Origin of the sequence: Microcoleus sp. Z1_B2 (assembly GCF_036700325.1) — a bacterium.
In the GTDB taxonomy this organism is placed as follows: domain Bacteria; phylum Cyanobacteriota; class Cyanobacteriia; order Cyanobacteriales; family Microcoleaceae; genus Microcoleus.
The window spans coordinates 1-22076 of sequence record NZ_JAUBOQ010000038.1 but is presented as its reverse complement, the minus strand read 5'-3'; the positions used below and the strand labels follow the sequence as shown (position 1 = coordinate 22076).

Here is a 22076-nt window from a genome sequence, read left to right as displayed (position 1 = left end):
AGGAGAAAAAGTAAAAGGTAAACGGCTGTTGCATTAGTTAATAGATGACAAAATTTGCTGGTAAGCATCGATAGTTTGTTGGGCGATCGCCTCCCAGTTATAATGCTTTCTTGCGTACTCTTGGCCGTTCAATCCCCGGCGTTGACGTTCCTGTGGATTGAGAAGTGCTGATTTGATTGAATGGGCGATCGCCCCTATTTCCAAAGGTTCTACCCAACCAGCTTCTGCTTGCTGTATGTCTTCCGCAATATGTATGCGATCGGAAATGGCGACAGGTACACCCGCGGTCATTGCTTCTGCTACAGCAATGCCAAAGTTTTCGTAATAAGAAGGCAATACAAATAAGTCGGCTTTTGTCAATAGTTCAACTTTTAAATCACCGCTCACAAAGCCAGTTATTGTTGTGTATTTTGCTAAGCTTGAATTCTGAATTTGTACTTTAATTTGTGTTTCATACTCAGCATCTTGGGGATTTGATCCAGCTAAAATAAAGTGAAACTCTATGCCCAATGCCAAAATACTTTCTAATGCTGGAATTAACAAATCAAGCCCTTTTTTAGGTTCAATCCGCGACATAAATAAGATAATTGGCACTTCAGATTCCCGCAATCTCTTAGGAAACAAACCTGCTGTCACCCCCAATGGAATCACCAAATCCCGTGGCACAGGCATCTTGCCTGTGCTACCCAAACCAAATCTTTCTGAGATTTTAGCCTCTTCTTTACTTGTGAAATGAATTGCGGCTGCCCCTGCTAAATTAGGGCGTTCTAAAACTGCTGCATAAATCTGTTTCAAGCGCTTTTTTTTCTGCAAATCGGCAGGGTCAAGCATACCGCAGGGACGCATAATATATGGCAACTTGTGATATCTAGCAATTGTGGCCGCAAAGGTAGTTACTGGCGAAAAAAGAGCGTGAATGTGGGCGAGGTCAAATTGTCGCGCGTTTTCATTTAACCACTGCAATAACGAGAGAGAAAATTTATATCTGCGCCAGGGATAACAGCGGAAATAAATAATCTGATAGCCGTTTTGTTGTATTGGTTCATTCAGAGGAACATCTAAGGGAATTTGACCGATATCTCCGTTAGAATCTGTGGTGATAATTGTGACATCAATACCTCGAGAAGCCAGGGCTGCAGAAAGTCCGAGTACCATTTGACTTGGCCCGCCGTAGACGAGGGAAATTGAGGGGATAATTTGGAGAATCCGCATGGTTAGCACTTGGTGTTAGCTGAGGTAGCTGGTTGTGTTATCATAGAAAAAATTGCAAAATTTGCACGTTATACTAATTTAGGCTATCGGAGGCAAGTTATGCTGATTGGATTCAGCGTCGGCAACTACAAATCTTTTAAAGAAACTGTCACCCTCAGCATGGTAGCCTCGTCAATTACTGAGGAAGACAAAGAGCTGGATGAAAATAATGTATTCCAAATTAATGATAAGTTAAGCTTACTCAAAAGTGCTGCTATTTATGGAGCTAACGCCAGTGGTAAGAGCAACATTGTTGCTGCTATTAACTTTATGAAATGGTTTGTCCTAAACTCATCCAAAGAAACGCAAGTTTCAGACGCGATCGATATTGAAGCATTCAGGCTAAGTACGGAGACAGAAAAAGAGCCGTCTTTCTTTGAAATCGTTTTTCTACTAGAAGACAAAACTTTTAGGTACGGTTTTGATGTGAACGCGCGGGAAGTTGTTTCTGAGTGGCTATTTCAAGCTGATGACAGTCAAGAAAAAATGCTTTTTGAACGGGATTTTGATAATTATATATTAGATGATTTCCCAGAGGGACAAGGAATTATCGATAAAACCCGACGTAATGCTTTATTTCTTTCTGTAGTCGCACAATTTAATGGTAAAATTTCTGGTAAAATATTGCTGTGGTTCAGTAAAACTTTGCAATTGATATCAGGCTTGCAAGATAGGCAATACCGCAAGGAAACTTTAGAGTCTTTTGAGAACGATCGCCACCGGCATGATATTATTGAATTCATCAAAAAATTAGACTTGGGTATTGCTGATATCCAAATCACAAATCAACCTGTATTTATTATTTCCAATAATAAGCCATTATATGCTACATCCTACGGCGGTAGTTTATATCTTAATTCTGACAGCAAACCAACCGTGAAAACACTTCACCCGAAATATGATGCTGACGGTAAGCGAACTTCGATCGAATCATTCGATATCGAAAAGCATGAATCTGAGGGAACCAACAAACTATTTGCATTAGCAGGCATTCTCCTGGATACTTTAAGAACAGGAAAAATTTTATTAATTGATGAACTTGATGCCAGACTTCATCCGCTAATTACTCGCGAATTAATCTGTTTATTCAATTCTAACGAGACCAATCCGCACAACGCACAGCTTATATTCACTACACACGACACAAACTTGCTCAGTAGTAAAAGTTTTCGCAAAGATCAAATATGGTTTACCGAAAAAGACAACAAAGGCGCTACTGATTTGTACTCTTTGGTAGAGTATAAAGTCGGAAAAGATGCCTCATTCGAGCGCGATTACATTATCGGCAAGTATGGCGCTATCCCTTTTATTGGTAATTTTAAAGAACTAATAGGTGAACTTCATGAATAAAAAAAGTTCGTCTAGAAGAACAAATATTGATTACTACAATAGAAAGGTTAAAACTAGAAGATGGTTTTTAATCGTGTGCGAAGGTGAGAAAACAGAACCCAACTATTTTAGAAGTTTCCCGGTAGACACAAATGTAATTAAGCTGGATATCAAAGGAGAAGGAAAAAATACGAAGAGTTTAGTAGAAAAAGCTATTGAGTTAAAAAACGACACAGAATCCGACGAAAAAGACCGATTTTGGTGCGTGTTCGATCGCGATAAAAACCCTAAAAATCCTAACGACTCGCAAAATTTTAATTCAGCCATAACTCTTGCAAGAAATAACGGCATTGACGTAGCTTATTCAAATGATGCTTTTGAATTGTGGTATTTGCTGCACTTCCATTTTTATAATACGGGAATTTCTCGCCAGGATTATCAAAATATGCTAACCAAGTTATTGGGACACGAGTATAAGAAAAACAGCGAGACGATTTATGAGGAACTAAAAGACAGACAGCAGGATGCAATTAAACACGCAAAACGGCTTTTACAGGAATACGATCGCCCCAACCCTGAAACGGACAATCCTTCAACAACAGTACATTTGCTAGTCGAAGAACTTAACAGTTTTATTCCTGATTGATGAGGGAGAAAGTCGTAGAAACCGGGTTTCTAGCCGCCCCATGCGTAAGCCCTGCAACTTTCGTAGACGAGAGAAATTGAGGGGATAATTTGGAGAATCCGCATCAGGGATAGTTATTTAAATCCACATACCAACATTTCCCATTACAAATTTAATTATCTATCTGCAAAAGGCTGCCCGTCTAGCTGTTCAGCTTCCTCTCTTTTTGTGGCTGTAATTTGGGTATTGTGAGCCATTGTCTTGGAAAATTCATACATTTCACTGGCTTTGGCTTCCGCAGCTTTCACAATTTCCAGGATTTCCTGGAGTAGGCTTTCATCTGGTAATTGTTTCATGGCAATGCTTCTAATCTCTCCACTACTTTGTCAATCATAATTCTCGATTCGGGAGCCATCTTTAGCAAGGCTGCTAAATAATCTCCTGCTTTTTGAACATCTTCATCGGGCACACCAGCCATCAATACATTGCCCACAATGTGCTCTGCTTGTAAGCGAGTACCTGCTACGTTGAATTGAAAATTGGTGATGGAAGAAAAGTATTGCATCAGTATTTCATTCTGGGGAAAAAGAGACATGGCTCTTCTAAGTGCAAAAAGTCCCTGCGTTGCTTGGCGCTCGCTATCGTCTAATACCTGGTAGAGTTCGTTAATCAAAGAGCGTATGTCGGGAGGAATAGACATTTACTACAGTTTTTATTTAACACTTGCATTATAGCTAAAAGTTACAACAATTCTTTGTAGAATTCCAATAACTGCTCAGCTAAAGCTTGATTAGTATAATTGCTCATCGCTCTATGATAACCCCGATCGCCCAAATCGGCCGCCAAGTCCCGCCGCTCCATCAATTTCTGCAAACACTCTCGCAAAACCCCTGCATTTCCTTCTGGGAATAATAACCCCGCATCGCCGATGACGTGGGGAATTTCCCCGCAGTCGGAACCAATAACCGGAATGTGACAAGCCATCGCTTCAATTAAAACGTGACCGAATTGTTCTTTCCAGCCCACAGTGGTCAAAGTTTTGAATTTATAGCTGGTTTGCGAAGGCAATACCAAACAGTTCATTAAGTTAATGTAGGGGGGGATTTCTTCGTGGGAAACGCTTTCTACCCAAATTATTCTGTCGCTGATTCCCCATTCAATACATTTTTCGGCGAGGTGCGTCCGCAATTTTCCTTGTCCAACTAACAGCCACTTCCAAGAGCTTTTTTTCAACCCTGCCAAGGCTTCAGCTAAAGTCAACAATCCTTTTTCTTCGACAAATCGCCCTACAAATCCTACCACAAAATCGGTCGGTTTAATACCGAACCTGCGCGATAAATCAGCGTCTTTACCAGTGCGGCGAAACAAAGTTTCATCTACTCCGAGTTGTGGCATTACTTTTACCGCACCTTGATAGCCCCGCTGCCGCAAAATTTTAGCTCCATCTAGGTTGCCTGCAATAATTCCGTCGGTGTGCTGAAGATTGTAATTTTCTAAGACTGAAATCGGCCAATTCAATTGATAAGGCAAATTCCACCAAGTAAATAATATATTTTTGGCTTGCATTTTGAGCAGTTTGTTTAGTAGAATCAACTGAGCGCAAGCAATAGATTTTGAACCTTGTTCAACTTGAATTATCTGCGGTTTAATTTTCTGCAGAACTTCAATTAAATCTGTACCAAAAGTTAGCAAGCCTTGATTATTTTGACTAAAGTTGGAGACGGGGACTACTTTAAATGAGCCTTTTTGATAAAATTGCGTTTCTATAATTTTATTTTGTACGCCTCCCGGTTTCCAACGCTGCGGCACTACAACTGTTACTTCAATATCGGGTTCTAGGTTGGCTAATATCTTGAATTTTTCCCGATTAATGTCCACAATATAGGTGTGACTAGCCACGAGAATTCTCATTTATTGGGAAAGGCGAATGGAGAATAGGTAATTATTTCTACCAATTTTATATGAGGCTGCATAGAATCTGATCCCCCCTAACCCCCCTTAATAAGGGGGGGACAAGAGCTTGGTCAAAGTCAACCCCTACTCCCCTTATTAAGGGGGATTTAGGGGGCTCGAAATAGATGCAACTTCACATTAAATTGGTATTCTCGTTAATCTTGTCTTGATGGCTATAACTTTGTCCATCATTCCACAGAGATTGAATTAGTGTATTTATAGCACTGAGAAAACCCAGGATATAAAAAGCAAATCTAGTTATAATTTTAAGGGGCGAGGTGCTTTTATAACAAGGTGGATTTCCCAAAACGTGGCAGTCAAAGAGTTTGGCAAAAAATCGCAGGCATTGAAAGGCTGTTAAATTTTTCAATCCCATGAGGAAATGGTTGTGATAAAATGTGACTTGATACTCGATCGATCGCGTGCTGACATCGTGACAGCCCCCGATCTCTTCCCCCAAGTGAACTAAACAGGCATTGGGATCGTACCAAATTTTCATGCCAGTCGATCGCAATCTCAAACAAAAATCCGACTCCTCCCGCACCGCACTCCCTGCAAACCGCTCATCAAACCTCAGCCCCCATTCGGCAAAAACCTGCCGGCGAAATGACATATTGCAGCCTCTAGCCGAGAGCACCTGCTGCGGTTTGACTGTATGCACCAAATCGATAAAATACCAGGCAATGCCCGCATCCATCGCTTCTGAGGGCAAATATTCGATCGCCAAATCGCCTCCAGAATTATCCAGTTTCATTCTGTCAAAAACCCTGCCCGCCACACATCCCACATCGGGTTTTTCTAAATAATTGTCAGCGTGAGCAGCCAAAAAACCATCTGGCAATTGTACATCATCATCAATAAATAAAATAATCTCTCCAACTGCGCGTCGCACTGCATAATTTCGAGCACCAGGCAAACTCGCCCAATCTACCCGAAACCAGCGAATTTTGCCAGCATTTGACAATTCCTCTAAATAAACTTGAGTTTCCAATTCGTGGGTGCGAGTTTGATCGATTACTAGCACTTCAAAATTTGGGTAATTTTGCCCAATCGCATCAGCCAATGTCTCTCGCAGAGGTTGCTCGCGGTTGTAGGTAGGTATAACAACAGAAATCATCATCAATCATCATCACACAATTGAGTGAAAATAAAGTTAAGGGTAGGCATCCTGCCTACCCCACTCGTTATTTTTGGAGAAGTTGATTAAAAATCGAAATTAATAGTTAGAAATTTTGATTTCTGAATTTTGAATTCAAAGATTTCAACTCAAAACTCAACACTCAAAATTCACAACTTTTAGCAAGTCCCCCTTTCCATCAGATAGCGATGTGTTGCTGAACGGCTAAAACTAAATTTTCAGTCCAGAAATTAGCCAATTCGGCGCTGGCAGCTTCCACCATAACTCGGATTAGCGGTTCAGTGCCAGAAGCGCGAACCAAAACCCGTCCCTGTTCGCCCATTGCTGTTGTAGCACGATCGATCGCCTTTTGCATTGCCTCGCACTCGTGCCATTTCAGGCGTTTTTCGCGATCGTCCACCCGAATATTTCGCAACAACTGCGGATAAGTTTGGAAACTGCCACTTACCAATTGTGCCAAAGATTCCCCGGACTGGCGCACCAGCGAAGCCAAATGCAAAGCCGTCAGCAAACCGTCGCCGCTGATACCGTAATGCGGACAAAGAATGTGTCCCGACTGTTCGCCGCCCAACATCGCACCAGTGCGCTGCATTTCAGCGTGAACGTACTGATCTCCGACGTTGGTTCTAGTTAGTTTGCCCCCCAATTCTTCCCAAGCTCGCTCGAAGCCGAGGTTAGCCATTACAGTAGAAATAATTAAATTGGATGGTAACTGTTGGGAGTCGCGCAACTGCCGGCCCCACAGATAAAGAATGTAATCGCCGTCAATCGTTCGACCTTTGTTGTCAACACCCAAAACTCGATCAGCATCGCCGTCAAAAGCAAAGCCCAAATCGGCATTGTGTTCCAAAACCGCCGCTTGCAAACTGTCGAGATGAGTAGAACCGCAGTTAACATTAATGCGAGATCCATCAGGAGAGTCGTGCAAACAGATCACATCCGCCCCCATTTGCGCGAACACCGCCGGCGCCAAACCCGCAGCGGCCCCCCAAGCCAAATCCAAAACTATCCGCATTCCCTCCAAATTCATCTGTTGCAGCGAATCACAGAGCGAAGTGGCATAATCTTTAACCAACTCAGAGCGATGGTAGTGGTGTCCCCAACCCAAGCTAGAAATTGGAACCTTTGCCCCTCGGATTCCCGCTTCGATTTGTTCCTGCAACTGCTGCGACAGCTTCGATCCGTTTGAGCCGAAAAATTTAATGCCGTTGTCTTCTGGGGGATTGTGAGAAGCCGAAATCATCACTCCGCCGACCGACTCCGAAACGCTTGCCAGATAAGCAACGCAGGGAGTGGGACACAATCCCAAATTCCACACTTCCAAACCGGCGGCCGTCAAACCCGCTGACAGTGCCATTGCCAGCATATCGCTGGAATTCCTGCTGTCTTGTCCCAAAATCACAGGGCCCTGGTTGGGGGAATTTTGGCGTAGAACTTGTCCAGCCCAGAAGCCCACTTGCAGGGCTAGGGGTGCATTCAGCAATTCTCCAACTTTCCCGCGAATGCCGTCTGTGCCGAAGAGTTTGGTATTGGGCAGGGGGAGGCTATCTCCCAGCAGAATCGTATCGCGTTTGACTGGCTGTACCGAGTTAGCAGCCGGAAACTCGCTGCCACGAGGGCGCGAAGGTGTCTGAACCATATTCACTCCTTTAGGAATATTCACACTCACACTTTGGGTTCATGTTACAACTGAAAGTCTTTATTTTCAGCCTAAACTTCATTTATTTCGTCAATTGCTGAGGCAACTTGCTCTGACAACCTACGCACAAAGCTTAACTTCATCGGAAAAATTTGTATTGTATCCAAGGGAAAAACTTTTAGTCCTGGGGGCGCCCACGCCCGGAAACCCGGTTTCTTTCTGCCTCCAGGCGTGACCGCGAATTTCTCGATCTTATATCTTGCACCATTCTCAATAAGCTTTTATGAACAGGCTTTCCGGCCTGTTCCACAAGAAAATCGACTCTTTGTGCAACAGGCCGGAAAGCCTGTTCTTGAGAATGGTGCAAGATGTGAGTTGATGATACCCGCCACGTGATTTATCCGTGGAATCAATCCAAAATCTCAACTCGAAAATCCTCAACAAAGAGCATTTGTCTCGCGCAAGTCAATCTAAAATCTAAAATCTAAAATCTAAAATCGATTGACGCTGCTGCGGTTTGAGCCTGTCAGCCACTGCGGGTATAGAAGGTTAATGCTGTATTGCCGTATACTTTGTGGCGGCAAATTTCTAGGCCGGAAATCGCTTGTGTCGATCGCTCCGGGCTGTGTTCGATCGCGATTTCGCCGAGGAGTGCTAGCATTTCTTGGCTGGCGATCGCGTTTAACACCGGTTCGTACAAGTCGCTGGCGTAGGGCGGATCGAAGTAAATGCGATCGAACTGCTGCCCCGCTAGTGCCGCCAACTTCGCCGTCGCGTTTCCCCGCAATATTTGGAAGGTTTGGGATGAGTCTGCTACTTGCTCCCAGTTTTGGCGGATAATCGCACAAGCTTTCGCCGACTGTTCGATGCCAGTGACACTCGCGGCTTGCCGACACAAAGCTTCTGCACCCATCGAACCACTGCCGGTACAAATGTCAAGCCATCTGCAATCTGCGATCGTCCCTTGCCAAATATTAAATAAAGCTTCTCTAACTCGCGAAGGTGTAGGGCGAGTTGCGAGTCCCGGCAGGGTTTTGATTTGGCGATTGCCACTGATTCTCAGGCTCATACAATTTTAGATTTTAGATTTTAGATTTTAGATTGGGGATGACTGACTAAATATGAATTTGGTGCAGACTTACAGTTGCATTATTTATTGAAACTAATATCATTTAAAACTATAAACACCCGGTTTATACAACAAACCGGGTTTTGCACAAATCCCCTAAGCCGCTACTTTTTCCCTCACCAGACTGACAAAATTTGACAGCATTTGCAATCCCGTACTCGAAGACTTTTCCGGGTGAAATTGCACGGCCATCAAATTGTCTTTAGCGATAGCCGCCGTCACGTTTTGACTGCCGTGAGTCACAATTGCCGATCGCACTTCCGACTCAACTGGATCGACATAAAAAGAATGCACGAAATACACCCAAGGATCGGACGGTAAATTTTGCCACAGCGGCAAATCCGCTTGAGTTAATTGCAATTGATTCCATCCCATGTGGGGAATTGTCAAACCCGGTTCCGACCGAAATCGGCGCACTTTTCCGGCAATTACGCCCAATCCCGGTTCTACACCTTCTTCGGAACTTTCAAACAGAATTTGCAAACCCAAACAAATGCCTAAAAAAGGTTTTCCCGAGGCGATCGCCCTTTTTATCGGTTCTATCAAATTGCGCGATCGTAAATTCTGCATTGCCGGGTCAAACGAACCAACTCCCGGCAAAACCACCGCATCAGCCTGCTCGATTATAGCAGGAGAATCTGTAATTTTTGGCACTGCACCCACATTTTCCAAGCCTTTACAGACCGAGTGCAGATTGCCCATGTCATAGTCCACTACTGCAATGACAGACATTGACTTACTTGCCTTATATGATCAATATCAGTATTATTGCACAAATATGACTACGAAAATCCTGCTAACCTCATTTGATACTTGGCTTCCCCATCAGAAATCCAACTCTTCGGACGACTTATTAGCCAAGATTTCCCAAATCAAATCTTTGCCTGATTCCCTGACTTTTTTGAGGAAACTGCCAGTAGATTTCCAGCTAGCACCGAATTTGGCGATCGCCCAAATCAACCAACTCCAACCCGACACTATTATCTGCTGCGGCATGGCCGAAAGTCGGCAAAAATTAACCGTAGAATCTTGCGCTTGCTGCGATCGCGACATTCTGAAAACAGCAGTTAATCTCGAACCGCTAGTCGCTGATTTAGCTGCAACAGAAATCAGCCACGAAGCCGGAAAATTTGTATGTGAAGCCCTATATTATGCGGTTTTAAAACATATTTGCGATTCTCAAATACCCGCTAAATGTATTTTCGTACACGTACCAATTTTGACAGAAGAAAATGCCGACAAAATTGTCGCCGATTTTTTATTAATTATACGCCGCTTAGGAATGAGAATTAAATAACTTCCACTCTTGAAATTGGGATGGGCGTCCCGCCCGTCCAAAAAGGACGGGCGGGACGCCCATCCCACAATAACAATTAAAATTGTAAGTTATTTAATTCGCGATCCTTAACTACACGCAGAGACTAGAAACCGGGTTTCTGGGTATACAGCATATTCCATGTATATGTGGTAAACACGATCGCGGCCGATATCAAGTGTAAGGTGCGTCGCCATCAAACATCTGCAATTTCTATCCAAGATATAGCAAGCGACGCACCCTACAAACTTAGCGCAAAAACTTATACAAACCCGGTTTCTGAGATTGAGCGCAGGGGCGAGAAACCGGGTTTCTACGAAGATTTCTCGTTATTCATCGCCAAAACTCGTAGAAACCCGGTTTCTGAGATGGAGTGCGAAACTAGCAACTGCCAAGTCTTTAGCCGCCGTAATTCCAACCGGTGCTTTCTAGCAGCAACGGATTCCCCTCTCGGTGGACGCCGGCTGCCAAAACTTCTCCCACATAAACCGTGTGATCCCCGTGTTCCACAGCGCCGACAACTTTGCACTCGATGTAACCCAGAGAATCCGAGATAATCGGACAACCAGTTTCCGCGCCGGGATAAAATTCTACATCCTCAAATTTATTGCCAACGCGGCGCTGCTGCTTGAAGAATTTCTGGGCTAACTCTTTTTGCCCTGCTTCTAGGAAACTCAAAGCAAAGACACCGCTGGCTTTGATCATGGCGTGGGATTTGGAGTCTTGCTTGACGCAGTTGACAACTAAGGGAGGGGTAAAAGAAGATTGCATCACCCAGCTAGCGGTGAAACCGTTGACTTCCTCCCCGTCTTTGACACCGCAGATGTACAATCCGTGAGGGATTTTCCGCAAGATGGTCTTTTTAGCTTGTTCGTCTAGCACGGGCTTACCTGTTCGATCGATAATTCTACACCGCTCAGTTTACCAATGTCGGGCCCACAAACCCACCTGTCTTAAGGGCTATTCGCTAATATTGCCTTTTTCGATCCCAAACTTGACACCAGTTTTAAGTGAAAATTAACAACTCAAAACTATCAAGAAACTCCATACTTTTTAAACCAATCTTGCATCCGTTTCCAAGCATCCTTAGCTTCTTTTTCCCGGTAACTGGGGCGATAGTCAGCGTTAAAAGCGTGGGGCGCATCTGGATAAAGCACAATTTCGGAACCGCTGCTACCAGTTTTGAGAACTTCCTGCATTTTCTCTACTGTATCGTTGGGAATTCCCTCGTCTTTGCCACCGTAAAGCCCCAATACAGGCACTTTCAAAGTTGCTGCAATGTCGATCGGCTGTTTGGGAGTTAAAGCCGTAGAATCGCCAACCAAACGCCCGTACCAAGCCACTCCAGCTTTGACTTTCGGGTTATGGGAAGAGTACAGCCAAACAATTCTGCCACCCCAGCAAAATCCTGTAATTCCCAACTTATTAATATTGCCTTTTCCTGATTTTTGTGCCCACTCTACGGTTGCATCTAAATCGGACATAACTTGCTCGTCAGGAACTTTCGAGACAACTTTACTCCTAATTTCTTGAATGTCGGTCATTTTAGAAACATCACCTTGACGGGCAAACATTTCTGGGGCGATCGCTAAATAACCTAATTTGGCAAAACGGCGGCAAATATCTTGAATGTGGGCGTGAACTCCGAAGATTTCTTGAATTACTAGAACCACGGGGAAATTGTTACCAGTAGCAGGCATTGCTCTGTAGGCTGGAATTGAGCCTTCTTTTACCGGAATTTTCACCTCACCTGCTATTAAACCAGCAGCATCGGTATTGATAACGGCAGCCGCAATAGGATGAACTGCTAAGGCAAATCCGGCGCTTAATGCGGTGACAGCGATAAATTGTCTGCGAGTTAAGTCTTTCATTGGTTATTGGTTATTGGTTATTGGTTATTGGGATATTGAAGTCAGAAGTCAGAAGGAAAAAAACAGCTATCCGTGTATCCGTGTCAAAATCCGTGTCGTGCCTTCTTGCTTATTCCTTCGATGGTCGGAACAGCCGATCGTGCTCTGGATGGTACAAGCGCGATCGCCCTTCTGCCGATTTTCCCAACGCCGGACTAATCACATACATTGTCGTTCTGATCAAATTATTTTCGCGCGTAGCAACGGCCATTTTGTCAAGGGGAACTAGCACAATTTTTTCATCGGGCCAGCCCAACCGATAACAAATCGCTACAGGCAAATCAGATGGGTAATGTTCCATCAATTTAGCTTGAGCTTGTTCGACATGGCGGGCGCTCAAATACAGGCACAAACTCGCTTGATGAGCCGCTAAACTCGCCAATTCTTCGCGATCTGGTACTTCGGTTCTGCCGCTAATTCGCGTCAAAATAATTGTCTGCACAACTCCCGGAACTGTCAACTCAATTTTAAGTTTAGCCGCCGCAAGTTGGAAAGCGCTAATTCCTGGGATTACCTCAAAAGCAATTCCCTCGGAGGCCAAAGCTTGCATTTGTTCGCCCACAGCCCCGTAGAGACAGGGATCGCCGGAATGGAGGCGGACGACGCTTTTTCCGTCGCGCACTCGCTCCACCATCAAAGGTACAATCTCTTCGAGGGTCTTATCCGCAGTTTGGATCGCTTCAGCATCTGCGCGCACCCCCTGCAAAATTTGCTCTGGGACTAGCGAATCAGCAAATAATATGACATCGGCTGCAGCCAGTAATTTTTGAGCCTTAACAGTCAACAAATCCGGGTCTCCCGGGCCTGCACCTACAATGTATACCCCTGGAATTAGGGCTTCAATCTCTGTCAAACTCATGGCTGCTAAAAAATTTGCTAAATTTACGGACGCTTCCGGATGTACCTATTTTGGTTGGAAGTAATAGATGGTAGATGCACCCTGGTTTTGAACCCTAGAGACTAACCTCTCTGGGGTTTTTTATTGATCCTCTGGCAATTTCGGAGTGATCTTTGCCCGATCGCTATTGGGGGAGACAACATCGGGTAAAGGTCGATCGAGCAAATAAAGCCAAGCCAAACCGCCCAACCCTAAAATCATCCCAGTCAAGCTTACCATCTGTGCCGTCCGCAGCGGCCCGAACATCAAACTATCAGTCCGCAACCCTTCAATCCAGACTCTACCGGAACTGTAAGCTGCGATATAAACCAAAAACAAAGCACCAATTTTCAAACGAATTTTGCCCTGCAAATCGCGGAAAAACAAACTCAGAAGTAACCCAAATACTGCCAAATTCCATAAGGATTCGTATAGAAATGTGGGGTGGAAATATTCAAAATTAGCGTAGGCTGGCGGGCGGCTGTTTGGCGGAATATAGAGTTTCCAAGGCAAATCCGTAGGACTGCCAAAAGCTTCGGAGTTAAAGAAATTTCCCCAGCGTCCGATCGCCTGACCGAGAATTGCCGAAGGCGCGATTAAATCTGCCAATTGCCAAAAAGAAACTCGCTGGATTTTTGCAAAAATTAAAGCTGCGATCGTGCCCCCCAAAATCGCCCCGTGAATGGCAATTCCGCCTTTCCAAATCGCAATAATATCTTCAGGCCTCTGGGCGTATTGCGGCCACTCGAAAGCCACGTAATAAATTCGAGCGCAGGGAATAGCGCCCAAAACCAGCCAAATTGCCAAATCACCCAGCAATTCCGGGTTGACGCGGCGCTTTTCGGCCAAGTATTGGGAGAGACTGACCCCAATCAAGACGGCAGAAGCTATCAACAGCCCGTACCAGCGAATGGCTGCGGGGCCAAGTTGAAAGATAATTGGGCCCGGCGATGTAAATTGAAACGCTAAAGGCAGCGCAAGAATATTTAACACCATAAAATTTGCATTAATTGTGATGGAAAGCTGTCAAATTTGCATACCCTTTAACAAACTCCAGAGTTTATTTTAGGTGGCGGCGGTCATTTACACGCAATATTTGGAGAATTTTACCAAATATTAACTGAATTCTTGATTTGGAAGATTGCTGTCTAGAGTTTTTTTGTGAATCCACAATAAGAGCCCCCTAACCCCCTTTTTTTAAGGGGGGGAACCGGATTATTCTTAAAGTCCCCCTTCTTAAGGGGGATTTAGGGGGATCGAGATTCCGCCTTCTGCCTTTTACATAAGTGCCTTTTTGAGGATTAACGGCAGTTTTGGTCGAGAAGTTTTAATATGGAGGATGGCTTTAAATTTTCTAATGACCTATGTCTCCTACTTCCGTTTCTCAGGTGTACTCTTCTGGTAATTCCAAGGGTGCGAATCAGTCTCGCAAGACTGCTGCTTTGGCTGTTGAGTCGGGTAAAATTCCACCTCTGTTGGGGGCGAGTTTGGCTGAGTTAACGGAGTGGGTGCAGCAAAACGGGCAGCCTGCTTATCGGGGAAAGCAGTTGTACCAGTGGATTTATGAGAGAGGTGCGCGATCGATCTCTGACATTTCTGTATTCTCGAAGCAGTGGCGCGAGACTGTTGCTAAAATCCCGATCGGGCGATCGACCATTCACTATCGATCGGTCGCACCAGACGCCACGGTAAAGTATCTCTTAAAATTGGCAGACGGTCAAATCATTGAAACCGTAGGCATTCCCACCGATAAACGGCTGACTGTGTGCGTCTCAGCCCAAGTTGGCTGCGCGATGGGCTGCGACTTTTGCGCTACCGGAAAAGGCGGTTTCAAGCGCAATTTAGAAAAACACGAAATCGTCGATCAAGTCTTGACTGTACAGCAAGATTTTGGCCGCCGAGTCAGCCACATCGTATTTATGGGAATGGGCGAACCCCTGCTGAATTTCGATAATGTTGTAGCTGCTGTCAAGTGTTTGAATCAAGATGTAGGAATTGGACAGCGAAACATCACCATTTCCACAGTAGGAATTCGCAATCGCATCAGCCAACTAGCCGAACATCAACTGCAAGTTACCCTCGCCGTCAGCCTCCACGCTTCCAATCAAAGATTGCGCGAAGAGTTAATTCCTAGCGCCCGCCCTTATCCTTTGGGTGAGTTAATCGCAGAATGTCGGGAATATGTGCGATCGACTGGGCGTAGATTGAGTTTTGAATACGTACTTTTAGCAGGTGTGAATGACTTACCGGAACACGCAGCCGAGTTAGCAACTCACTTGCGCGGTTTTCAGTGTCACGTCAATTTGATTCCTTACAATCCGATTCAGGAAGCTGAATATCAGCGACCGACTCCCAATCGAATTAACAGTTTTGTGTCGGTTTTGAAGGAAAAGAAAATTGCAGTTAGCGTGCGGTATTCTCGCGGCTTAGAAGCAGATGCAGCCTGCGGACAATTGCGGGCATCCGAGGTGGAGGCTTAGGTTTTTAACCGCTAAAATTTGTTGTATGGTGGGTTATATCTGAGATGTTCCACCATTCTCAACTAGCCTTTTGCAGGCGGGCAGGATGCCCAACCCCTACTCCCCACAAGAAGAAAACTCCATCTGTGTGGAACAGGCATCTTGCCTGTTCTTAAGAATGGTGCAATATCTGAGTTAGACCACGTTATTTTATCAATCATCGATAAACTATATTGTGACCGAAAGCATCCAGGATACAAGCCCCTGGATTCATCCGTCCAGAAATAAAAAACCTGTATCCGATAAAGGAACCCCCGAATTTATCCGTGGGGTCAATGCTTCGATTCTAAAATCTAAAATCTAAAATCTAAAATCTAAAATCTAAAATCTAAAATCGATTGACGCACCATACTAACTCTCTACAAGCGTTTAACAAGTATCCACCGCAACTCTAACGGCGGTGTTTCTTGCACAGGAAATAAATCTCGCCCGCTAGCCCAACTGACAAACCAAGGTGTCGGCGGCCACGCCGACTCAGGCAAATGTTTTTGTTCGTATTCAATCACAGATTCATCAGAAATAATTTCTAACGGCAAACCCTCTATTGCTGCTTGCAATTCTTCTCTGGTAATCAGATAAGACCAACACAATTCAGACATTTGTTTTGCTATCTCGTCGGGTTCGTACCCATCTACAGCTAAGAAAGTGCTGAATAAGATAAACCCGCCACTTAACACGGCATCGGACATTTTGCCGAGGAAAAGACGAATTTGTTCGGGGTAGCGGAAATGAGAGAGAACTTCGGTAGCAATGGCTAATTTGTAACGATAAGTTTTCATCCTCAATAATGGGTCTAAAACGTCGCCTTGGGTGACATTTATCGGCAAGTTTTCGGCGGTGGCTGCTGCTGATAGTTTCTCGGCAAATATCGGTGTTAGTTCGATCGCATCCACGGAATGACCTAACCTTGCTAAAGGCAAACTATTGCGCCCTGGGCCCGCACCGACATCTAAAATAGGTGCTTTTCCCGGTTCGCCTAATTCGGCGGCAATGGCGATGACTTTGGCATCGGGATGGCTGCCGAATAAAGGTTCGGGGCGAATATCCGGCCAGCTATGATATTTCTGGGCCATTGATTCGATTTGAATCTTGGTATTCAGAGTAATGCCGCCGGCTAAACCGCTTTGGGAATTGGCGGGAAAATAGGAGACTATGAGATTAGCGTGGGGGGAATTTTTGAATCCTTCTGCTAAGGCGTTGGCGATTAATGTTCGCAAGTTTTCAGCTTGGGCAGCGTCGATGTTTTGTCCGAGGATGTTTAAGAAGTCTGACAGTAATTTAAGATAGTCGTCTAGCATCGATGGCAAGCAAGGCAGATAGAATTCTCCCTTGAGGCCGATGCTTTTTTTGAGCCTTTCTTTGAGAATTAATTTCAGGCGATTCGAGTCTATCATTCGATTTTAGATTTTAGATTTTAGATTTTAGATTGACTCTCGCATTGAATCGGGAACCTAGAACAAGACTCTAAAATTTTGATCTTTGCAGCACTTACAGCATATTCGGTGGTTTATGAAGTACAGTAGAAACCTTAATTGTGTGCTGTTAATCTGTAGGGTGCGTCGCTACGAGATATTGGATATACAGCGGATTCCAGGTTTATAAAGTACACCCCAGAAACCGGGTTTCTTCTGGATTTCTCGCCAGAAACCGGTTTTATTCAAGAAACCCGGTTTCTCTGTACTTCACTTACCTGGAAAGTGCTGTAACTTACAGATTGACGGGTGGCGACGCACCAAACAGCGGGCCATCAGATTATGTGTACCACATATAAATGGAATATGCTGTAAGTCATTCGCAACTCTCCGTTTTTGGGCGGAGTCAGCGGCGGGCCTGTTTCGGGTGATTCGCCCACGGGCAATTTGGGGATAGATGCGGCACTGGTAAGGTTTTTAGTCACAATATTTTTGATTAGATTCGGCAATAAGTGCGATCGCACCGAGCATAATCTTGTGCTCTTGCACCTGAATTCTCGCGTGCAGCGTTTCTGCGGTATCATCAGGCAATACGGGCACCGCAGCCTGCATTAAAATCGGCCCGCTGTCTACTTCCAAACGGGCGATATGCACCGTACATCCGGTGATTTTAACCTTAGCGGCCAGTGCTTGCTCGACGGCGCGAATTCCTGGGAAACTCGGCAGTAAGCTGGGGTGAATGTTAATAACGCGATCGGGAAAAGCATCAAATAAAACTTCGGTAACAATTCGCATCCAACCAGCCATCACTACCCATTCTACATCATATTCTTGAAAAGTTTTGACAATTTTTGTATCTAATTCTTCGCGACTTTTGCAGTCGCGGTGATTGAGAAGAATCGAGGGAATGCCGTATTTTTCTGCTCTGGCTGCGGCTTTGGCTTCGGGGTTGTTGTAAATTAATACTGGGATTTGAGCGTTGAGTTGTTGGTTTTGGATGGCTTGGGCAATTACCTCAAAGTTGCTGCCGCTTCCTGATGCTAAAACTCCTAATTTTAATGGAGGATGAGCCGGATCGATAGAACTTTTGCCAATCTCAGGAGAAATCAGGCAGGCATTGGAATTAACAGATACTGGATTAGCGGTCATTCGATTTTAGATTTTAGATTTTAGATTTTGGATTGACTTGCGCGAGATAAATTCGGGGCGTGAGGATTTTAGATTTTAGATTTTGGATTGATTCCACGGATAAATCACGTGGCGGGTACCACATGAAGAAATTCTTGGTCATAAAGATAAAAACTATTCACTCGTATTCTACTATAGAGGTAAAGGGTAAGGTTTGTTTCGGCGCACTCTACATGGAGATATTGCGTAAGTCCTAAGTATATTATTTTTTTTCCCTGACCGAAAGCATCCAGGATACAAGCCTCCGGATTCATTCCGAAAGCAGACTCAGGACGGAGAAATAAAAAACCTGTATCCGATAAACCAGCCCCCGAATTTATCCGTGAGGTCAATGCTTCAATTCTAAAATCTAAAATCTAAAATCTAAAATCTAAAATTGATTGACTTACTGATTCAACCCTATTCTACAATATTCTCAAAAAACTCTTCCCTGAGAATCGAATAAAGTTTTAGATCCCAATATCTGTCTTTCACAAATAGGTGCTGTCGCAATACCCCTTCCAATTGCATCCCCACTTTTTCCATCACCCGCGCGGAAGCAATATTGTTAACTTCACATCGAGCCATAATTCGATTCAGCAACATCTCCCGAAAGCCGAATTCAATCACTGCATTAACAGCCTCGCTCATGTATCCTTCGCCCCAATAGCTCCTAGAAAGTGCGTAGCCAATTTCCGCGCGGCTGTGCGTCATGCTCCATTCGACAAATCCGCAAGTTCCGATAAACTTTTTCTCGACTTTGTGGACAATTCCCCAATCTACAAGCTCTCGTCTTTTGTACATTTTTGTAAGTGACCTGAGAAAGTATTTAGTGTCTTCGAGCGAGGTGTGAGTTGACCACATTGTGTATTGTGATACTTCGGGATTTGAGGCATACTCAAACATATCGCTGGCATCGTTTAAGGTAATTTTTCGGAGCAGGAGCCTTTCAGTTTCTATAGTGGGTAAATGAGCTAATATATCGAGAAGGTTCATTTTTAGATTGACCTATATTGTGATACCATTTAAAACTAAAAGCTAAAATTTACAAGCCAATGGTTCAGATTAAATTTGGGCGTTTTAACTGGTTGGATAATGATGCGATCGCAGCTTGGACTTTTCTGGCCCCAGCTTTGCTGTTTCTGGGTACTTTTTTGATTTGGCCGATCGCCTATTTATTTTACCTCAGCTTTACCAGCGGCAGCTTTACCCAGTCGGGATTGCGTTGGATTGGCTTCAACAACTACTGGCGTCTAGTCACAAACCCGGATTTCTGGCAAATCCTCCAAAATACGCTCTATTTTACTACTGCAACAGTCATTCCCAGTTTAGTGATTCCATTGGGCTTAGCAGTTTTGCTAAATCGCTCGTTTGCTTGGCGAGGAGCTCTCCGCACCGCTTATTTTATTCCTTCGATTACCTCTTTAGTTGCAGTTGGCCTGGGTTGGCGGTGGTTGTTTCAAACCGAAGGCCCGGTGAATAGTGTGTTAATGGCGATCGGCTTAAATCCAATTCCTTGGCTTAGCAGCACAGTTTGGGCAATGCCTGTGATCATTCTGCTCAGTGTTTGGAAACAATTAGGCTTTAATATGGTAGTATTTTTAGCAGGATTGCAAGCAATTCCGGTAAATCGTTACGAAGCCGCAGAATTGGATGGAGCTAATGCTTGGCAGCAATTTTTGTACATCACTTTACCCGGTTTGCGGCCGACTTTAGTATTTGCTACTGTCACTACTGCTATTTTTACTCTGCGGAGTTTCGAGCAAGTTTACGTCATCACCGGCGGCGGCCCTTTAAACTCTACTAATTTGCTAGTTTATTATATTTACGAGCAAGCTTTTTCGCAATTTGATTTTGGCTATGCAGCCGCAGCGGCAACTTTCCTGATGGCTGTAGCTTTGCTATTAGTCTATTTACAACTAAAAGTTTGGGGCGAAGATACTTGATATCACATCCGGCAGTGTATGGGTGGGGCGGGGCGGGTTTACCGAATTGTTTGTTGTAGGCAATTATGGTTGGTAAAACCCGCCCCAACGCGCAAATTATACAATTAACAATGCCCAATGCCCGATGCCCAATGCCCGATGCCCAATGCCCAATTACCCATTCCCAATTTTATATTCCATGTACTCTGCTGTTTGTTGAGCTTGTGCTGTACCCAAAAGTTTGCCGACAACGTGCAGAGACATATCAATTCCCGCAGCAATTCCCCCAGAAGTGATGATTTTGCCGTTATCTACAAATCGCTGATTTTCGATAATAGTTGTGTTGGGCGCTAATTCTTTCAATAAATCCAATGCTTGATGGTGGGTAGTTGCTGCCAAACCTTCCAACAAACCAGCTTTTGCCAAAAGCAGCGAACCCGTACAGACAGAAAGCACTAATTCTGCTGTTCGGGCACAATCTTTTATCCAGTTAATAACTGCTGAATTATCGATTAACTTTCTAGTACCTTGTCCTCCCGGTACAATTAAAATATCCGGTGGCGGACAATCGGAAATGGTGCAGTCGGGATTTACACTCAAACCATTGCGGGTTTTGACAGCACCGGGATGTTCGGCTACGGTAGAGACTGCAAAAGGTCGCTCGCCCTTACTTAATTCTGATGTCACCGAAAACACTTCAAAAGGGCCTGCAAAGTCCAGTACCTCCACATCATCGAATATTAAAATAGCTACCTTCCTAGTTGCCATAAGACCTACTTCTGATAGAGGCAAAAAATCTCGGCGATTTGTTATCGTAGAACAGGTATAATTTAAATTATTAAAGCTATGCCGAAAAATATCCGCCATCGCGCCGTAACAATCTGTCTTTTATGTCTGGCTTGCGCCTTAGCAATTGCTGTTGCGCCAATTGTCACGCCCGCTCAATCCACAAGCCAATTAGAATTTCGCATTACTCAATTAGAAAGGCAAATTTCTGAACTCAGGGGACAAATCTACAGCTTGCAGAACCAAGGTTCGAGAGTTAACAGGCCTCAGTCTCCTGCCCCTTCCGGTTCTGGTCGCACAAATCCTAGACCGCTGTCGGGAGACCCGATGTTTGACAATTTAGCAACTTTGGCAATTGAAACTAAGCAAGATGTTATTAAAATTCAAGAGCGCTTGTCAAAGCTAGAAGCGTCGAGAAATCGCTAGAGAAGTCAATCGATTTTAGATTTTAGATTTTAGATTTTAGATTTTAGAATTGAAGCATTGACTTGCGCGAGATAAATACGTTCGGCAAGTTTCATCGGATACACATTTTTTATTTTTCCACGGATGAATCACGTGGCGGGTATTCTGGATGCTTTCGGTCATTAGTCATTGGTCATTGGTCATTAGTCAGAAGGAAGAGGTTCAAGGGAAGAGGGAAGAAGTCAGTAGTCATTAGTTAGAAGGATGAAGTCATATTATCCCCAACTCAAAACTCAAAACTCTCTGCCTCTCCCCTCTCCTTCTCTCCCATTCTCCGACGTTGAGGTCGAGAACAGCAGGGTCTGCTAAAAGTTAACTTGCAGAACTATTCAATGATATGGAAATAATAGGCTGCAACCACAAAATTGATGGCTAACAACAACAGAAACCAGCCTGCGCGAAATGTGTAAGGGAATTTGCCCGTTTTCATCACGGAGTCGGATTTTAATTGGTTCTTCGCTATCTCTGGCATAGGTAAAGCTCCTAATTGATAATGTCACTCTCTTTACAAATACCAGAGAGCGTCGCACTTATGCACAATCCTCTAGAGTTATTTTTTTTGACACTCCCCTGCCTGAAGGCGAGGGGATTCTTGGTTCTGCGACATACCTTAAAACTATCTATCCTTGCGGCAGT

The 22076-nt window shown here is 44.3% G+C and carries 24 protein-coding genes; 6 read left to right on the top strand and 18 right to left on the bottom strand.

Annotated features, from left to right (window positions below; all coding sequences use genetic code 11):
• Window positions 1-33: 33 nt before the first annotated feature.
• Window positions 34-1212, bottom strand: a complete 1179-nt coding sequence (gene hpsP, locus QT984_RS21125; protein ID WP_333233883.1) for a hormogonium polysaccharide biosynthesis glycosyltransferase HpsP — start codon at window positions 1210-1212, stop codon at window positions 34-36.
• Between the two features lie 12 nt (window positions 1213-1224).
• Between hpsP and QT984_RS21120 the strand changes: the two genes are divergently transcribed.
• Window positions 1225-2601, top strand: coding sequence for an ATP-binding protein (locus tag QT984_RS21120; protein ID WP_333374891.1), 1377 nt, complete (start codon window positions 1225-1227; stop codon window positions 2599-2601).
• Window positions 2594-3226 carry an RloB family protein gene (locus QT984_RS21115; protein WP_333233884.1) on the top strand — a complete coding sequence of 211 codons (633 nt, stop codon included), beginning with the start codon at window positions 2594-2596 and terminating at the stop codon, window positions 3224-3226. Before QT984_RS21120 ends, QT984_RS21115 begins: the two co-directional genes overlap by 8 nt.
• 155 nt (window positions 3227-3381) lie before the next feature.
• On the opposite strand, the gene QT984_RS21110 is transcribed toward QT984_RS21115, so the two are convergent.
• From QT984_RS21110 to hisH, 7 genes are all read right to left on the bottom strand, one after another.
• Complete coding sequence (locus tag QT984_RS21110; RefSeq protein ID WP_333056850.1) at window positions 3382-3561, bottom strand: hypothetical protein; 180 nt, start codon at window positions 3559-3561, stop codon at window positions 3382-3384.
• Complete coding sequence (locus QT984_RS21105) at window positions 3558-3905, bottom strand: hypothetical protein (RefSeq protein WP_333056849.1); 348 nt, start codon at window positions 3903-3905, stop codon at window positions 3558-3560. Before QT984_RS21105 ends, QT984_RS21110 begins: the two co-directional genes overlap by 4 nt.
• A gap of 41 nt (window positions 3906-3946) precedes the next feature.
• Window positions 3947-5116 carry a hormogonium polysaccharide biosynthesis glycosyltransferase HpsO gene (gene hpsO / locus QT984_RS21100; RefSeq protein WP_333274243.1) on the bottom strand — a complete coding sequence of 390 codons (1170 nt, stop codon included), beginning with the start codon at window positions 5114-5116 and terminating at the stop codon, window positions 3947-3949.
• A 175-nt stretch (window positions 5117-5291) separates the two neighbouring features.
• On the bottom strand, window positions 5292-6278 hold the full coding sequence (hpsN, locus tag QT984_RS21095; protein WP_333056847.1) for a hormogonium polysaccharide biosynthesis glycosyltransferase HpsN: 987 nt from the start codon (window positions 6276-6278) through the stop codon (window positions 5292-5294).
• Between the two features lie 196 nt (window positions 6279-6474).
• Window positions 6475-7935: a phosphoglucosamine mutase gene (gene glmM / locus QT984_RS21090; protein WP_333056904.1), complete on the bottom strand. Its 1461-nt coding sequence runs from the start codon at window positions 7933-7935 to the stop codon at window positions 6475-6477.
• 526 nt (window positions 7936-8461) lie between these two features.
• Window positions 8462-9004 (bottom strand): 16S rRNA (guanine(966)-N(2))-methyltransferase RsmD, encoded by a 543-nt coding sequence (gene rsmD, locus QT984_RS21085; protein WP_333233887.1) that lies wholly within the window; start codon window positions 9002-9004, stop codon window positions 8462-8464.
• 156 nt (window positions 9005-9160) lie between these two features.
• Window positions 9161-9796, bottom strand: a complete 636-nt coding sequence (hisH, locus tag QT984_RS21080) for an imidazole glycerol phosphate synthase subunit HisH (RefSeq protein WP_333056843.1) — start codon at window positions 9794-9796, stop codon at window positions 9161-9163.
• A gap of 46 nt (window positions 9797-9842) precedes the next feature.
• Here hisH and QT984_RS21075 point away from each other — a divergent pair, with 46 nt between their 5' ends.
• Entirely contained in the window at window positions 9843-10361 is a 519-nt protein-coding gene (locus tag QT984_RS21075) for a pyroglutamyl-peptidase I family protein (protein WP_333211881.1), read from the top strand.
• A 417-nt stretch (window positions 10362-10778) separates the two neighbouring features.
• On the opposite strand, the gene QT984_RS21070 is transcribed toward QT984_RS21075, so the two are convergent.
• The 4 genes from QT984_RS21070 to lgt all read right to left on the bottom strand — a co-directional run bounded on the left by QT984_RS21070 (window position 10779) and on the right by lgt (window position 14162).
• On the bottom strand, window positions 10779-11261 hold the full coding sequence (locus tag QT984_RS21070) for a flavin reductase family protein (RefSeq protein WP_333056840.1): 483 nt from the start codon (window positions 11259-11261) through the stop codon (window positions 10779-10781).
• 152 nt (window positions 11262-11413) lie between these two features.
• Complete coding sequence (locus tag QT984_RS21065; protein WP_333056839.1) at window positions 11414-12250, bottom strand: dienelactone hydrolase family protein; 837 nt, start codon at window positions 12248-12250, stop codon at window positions 11414-11416.
• 109 nt (window positions 12251-12359) lie between these two features.
• Complete coding sequence (cobM, locus tag QT984_RS21060; RefSeq protein WP_333212657.1) at window positions 12360-13148, bottom strand: precorrin-4 C(11)-methyltransferase; 789 nt, start codon at window positions 13146-13148, stop codon at window positions 12360-12362.
• Between the two features lie 120 nt (window positions 13149-13268).
• Window positions 13269-14162: a prolipoprotein diacylglyceryl transferase gene (gene lgt, locus QT984_RS21055; RefSeq protein WP_333263147.1), complete on the bottom strand. Its 894-nt coding sequence runs from the start codon at window positions 14160-14162 to the stop codon at window positions 13269-13271.
• A gap of 368 nt (window positions 14163-14530) precedes the next feature.
• Between lgt and rlmN the strand changes: the two genes are divergently transcribed.
• Window positions 14531-15646: a 23S rRNA (adenine(2503)-C(2))-methyltransferase RlmN gene (rlmN, locus tag QT984_RS21050; RefSeq protein ID WP_333374876.1), complete on the top strand. Its 1116-nt coding sequence runs from the start codon at window positions 14531-14533 to the stop codon at window positions 15644-15646.
• 398 nt (window positions 15647-16044) lie between these two features.
• Here the strand turns inward: rlmN and QT984_RS21045 are convergent, their stop codons facing one another.
• The 4 genes from QT984_RS21045 to QT984_RS21030 form a co-directional block, all read right to left on the bottom strand.
• Window positions 16045-17079, bottom strand: a complete 1035-nt coding sequence (locus QT984_RS21045; RefSeq protein WP_333374874.1) for a class I SAM-dependent methyltransferase — start codon at window positions 17077-17079, stop codon at window positions 16045-16047.
• Between the two features lie 353 nt (window positions 17080-17432).
• Window positions 17433-17582 (bottom strand): hypothetical protein, encoded by a 150-nt coding sequence (locus QT984_RS21040; RefSeq protein WP_333056830.1) that lies wholly within the window; start codon window positions 17580-17582, stop codon window positions 17433-17435.
• Complete coding sequence (purN, locus tag QT984_RS21035) at window positions 17575-18246, bottom strand: phosphoribosylglycinamide formyltransferase (RefSeq protein ID WP_333056829.1); 672 nt, start codon at window positions 18244-18246, stop codon at window positions 17575-17577. The genes QT984_RS21040 and purN overlap by 8 nt, the downstream gene beginning before the upstream one ends.
• Before the next feature lie 438 nt (window positions 18247-18684).
• Window positions 18685-19260 carry a GNAT family protein gene (locus QT984_RS21030; protein WP_333234221.1) on the bottom strand — a complete coding sequence of 192 codons (576 nt, stop codon included), beginning with the start codon at window positions 19258-19260 and terminating at the stop codon, window positions 18685-18687.
• Window positions 19261-19319: 59 nt separating this feature from the next.
• Here QT984_RS21030 and QT984_RS21025 point away from each other — a divergent pair, with 59 nt between their 5' ends.
• Window positions 19320-20210 (top strand): sugar ABC transporter permease, encoded by an 891-nt coding sequence (locus QT984_RS21025; protein ID WP_333056827.1) that lies wholly within the window; start codon window positions 19320-19322, stop codon window positions 20208-20210.
• A gap of 153 nt (window positions 20211-20363) precedes the next feature.
• On the opposite strand, the gene QT984_RS21020 is transcribed toward QT984_RS21025, so the two are convergent.
• Window positions 20364-20957 (bottom strand): DJ-1/PfpI family protein, encoded by a 594-nt coding sequence (locus QT984_RS21020; protein WP_333056825.1) that lies wholly within the window; start codon window positions 20955-20957, stop codon window positions 20364-20366.
• Between the two features lie 78 nt (window positions 20958-21035).
• Here QT984_RS21020 and QT984_RS21015 point away from each other — a divergent pair, with 78 nt between their 5' ends.
• Entirely contained in the window at window positions 21036-21401 is a 366-nt protein-coding gene (locus QT984_RS21015; RefSeq protein WP_333056824.1) for a hypothetical protein, read from the top strand.
• A gap of 364 nt (window positions 21402-21765) precedes the next feature.
• Here QT984_RS21015 and QT984_RS21010 read toward each other — a convergent pair whose 3' ends face one another.
• A complete protein-coding gene (locus tag QT984_RS21010) occupies window positions 21766-21912 on the bottom strand; it encodes a photosystem I protein PsaX (RefSeq protein ID WP_333212667.1) in 147 nt (48 codons plus the stop codon).
• Window positions 21913-22076 lie beyond the last annotated feature (164 nt).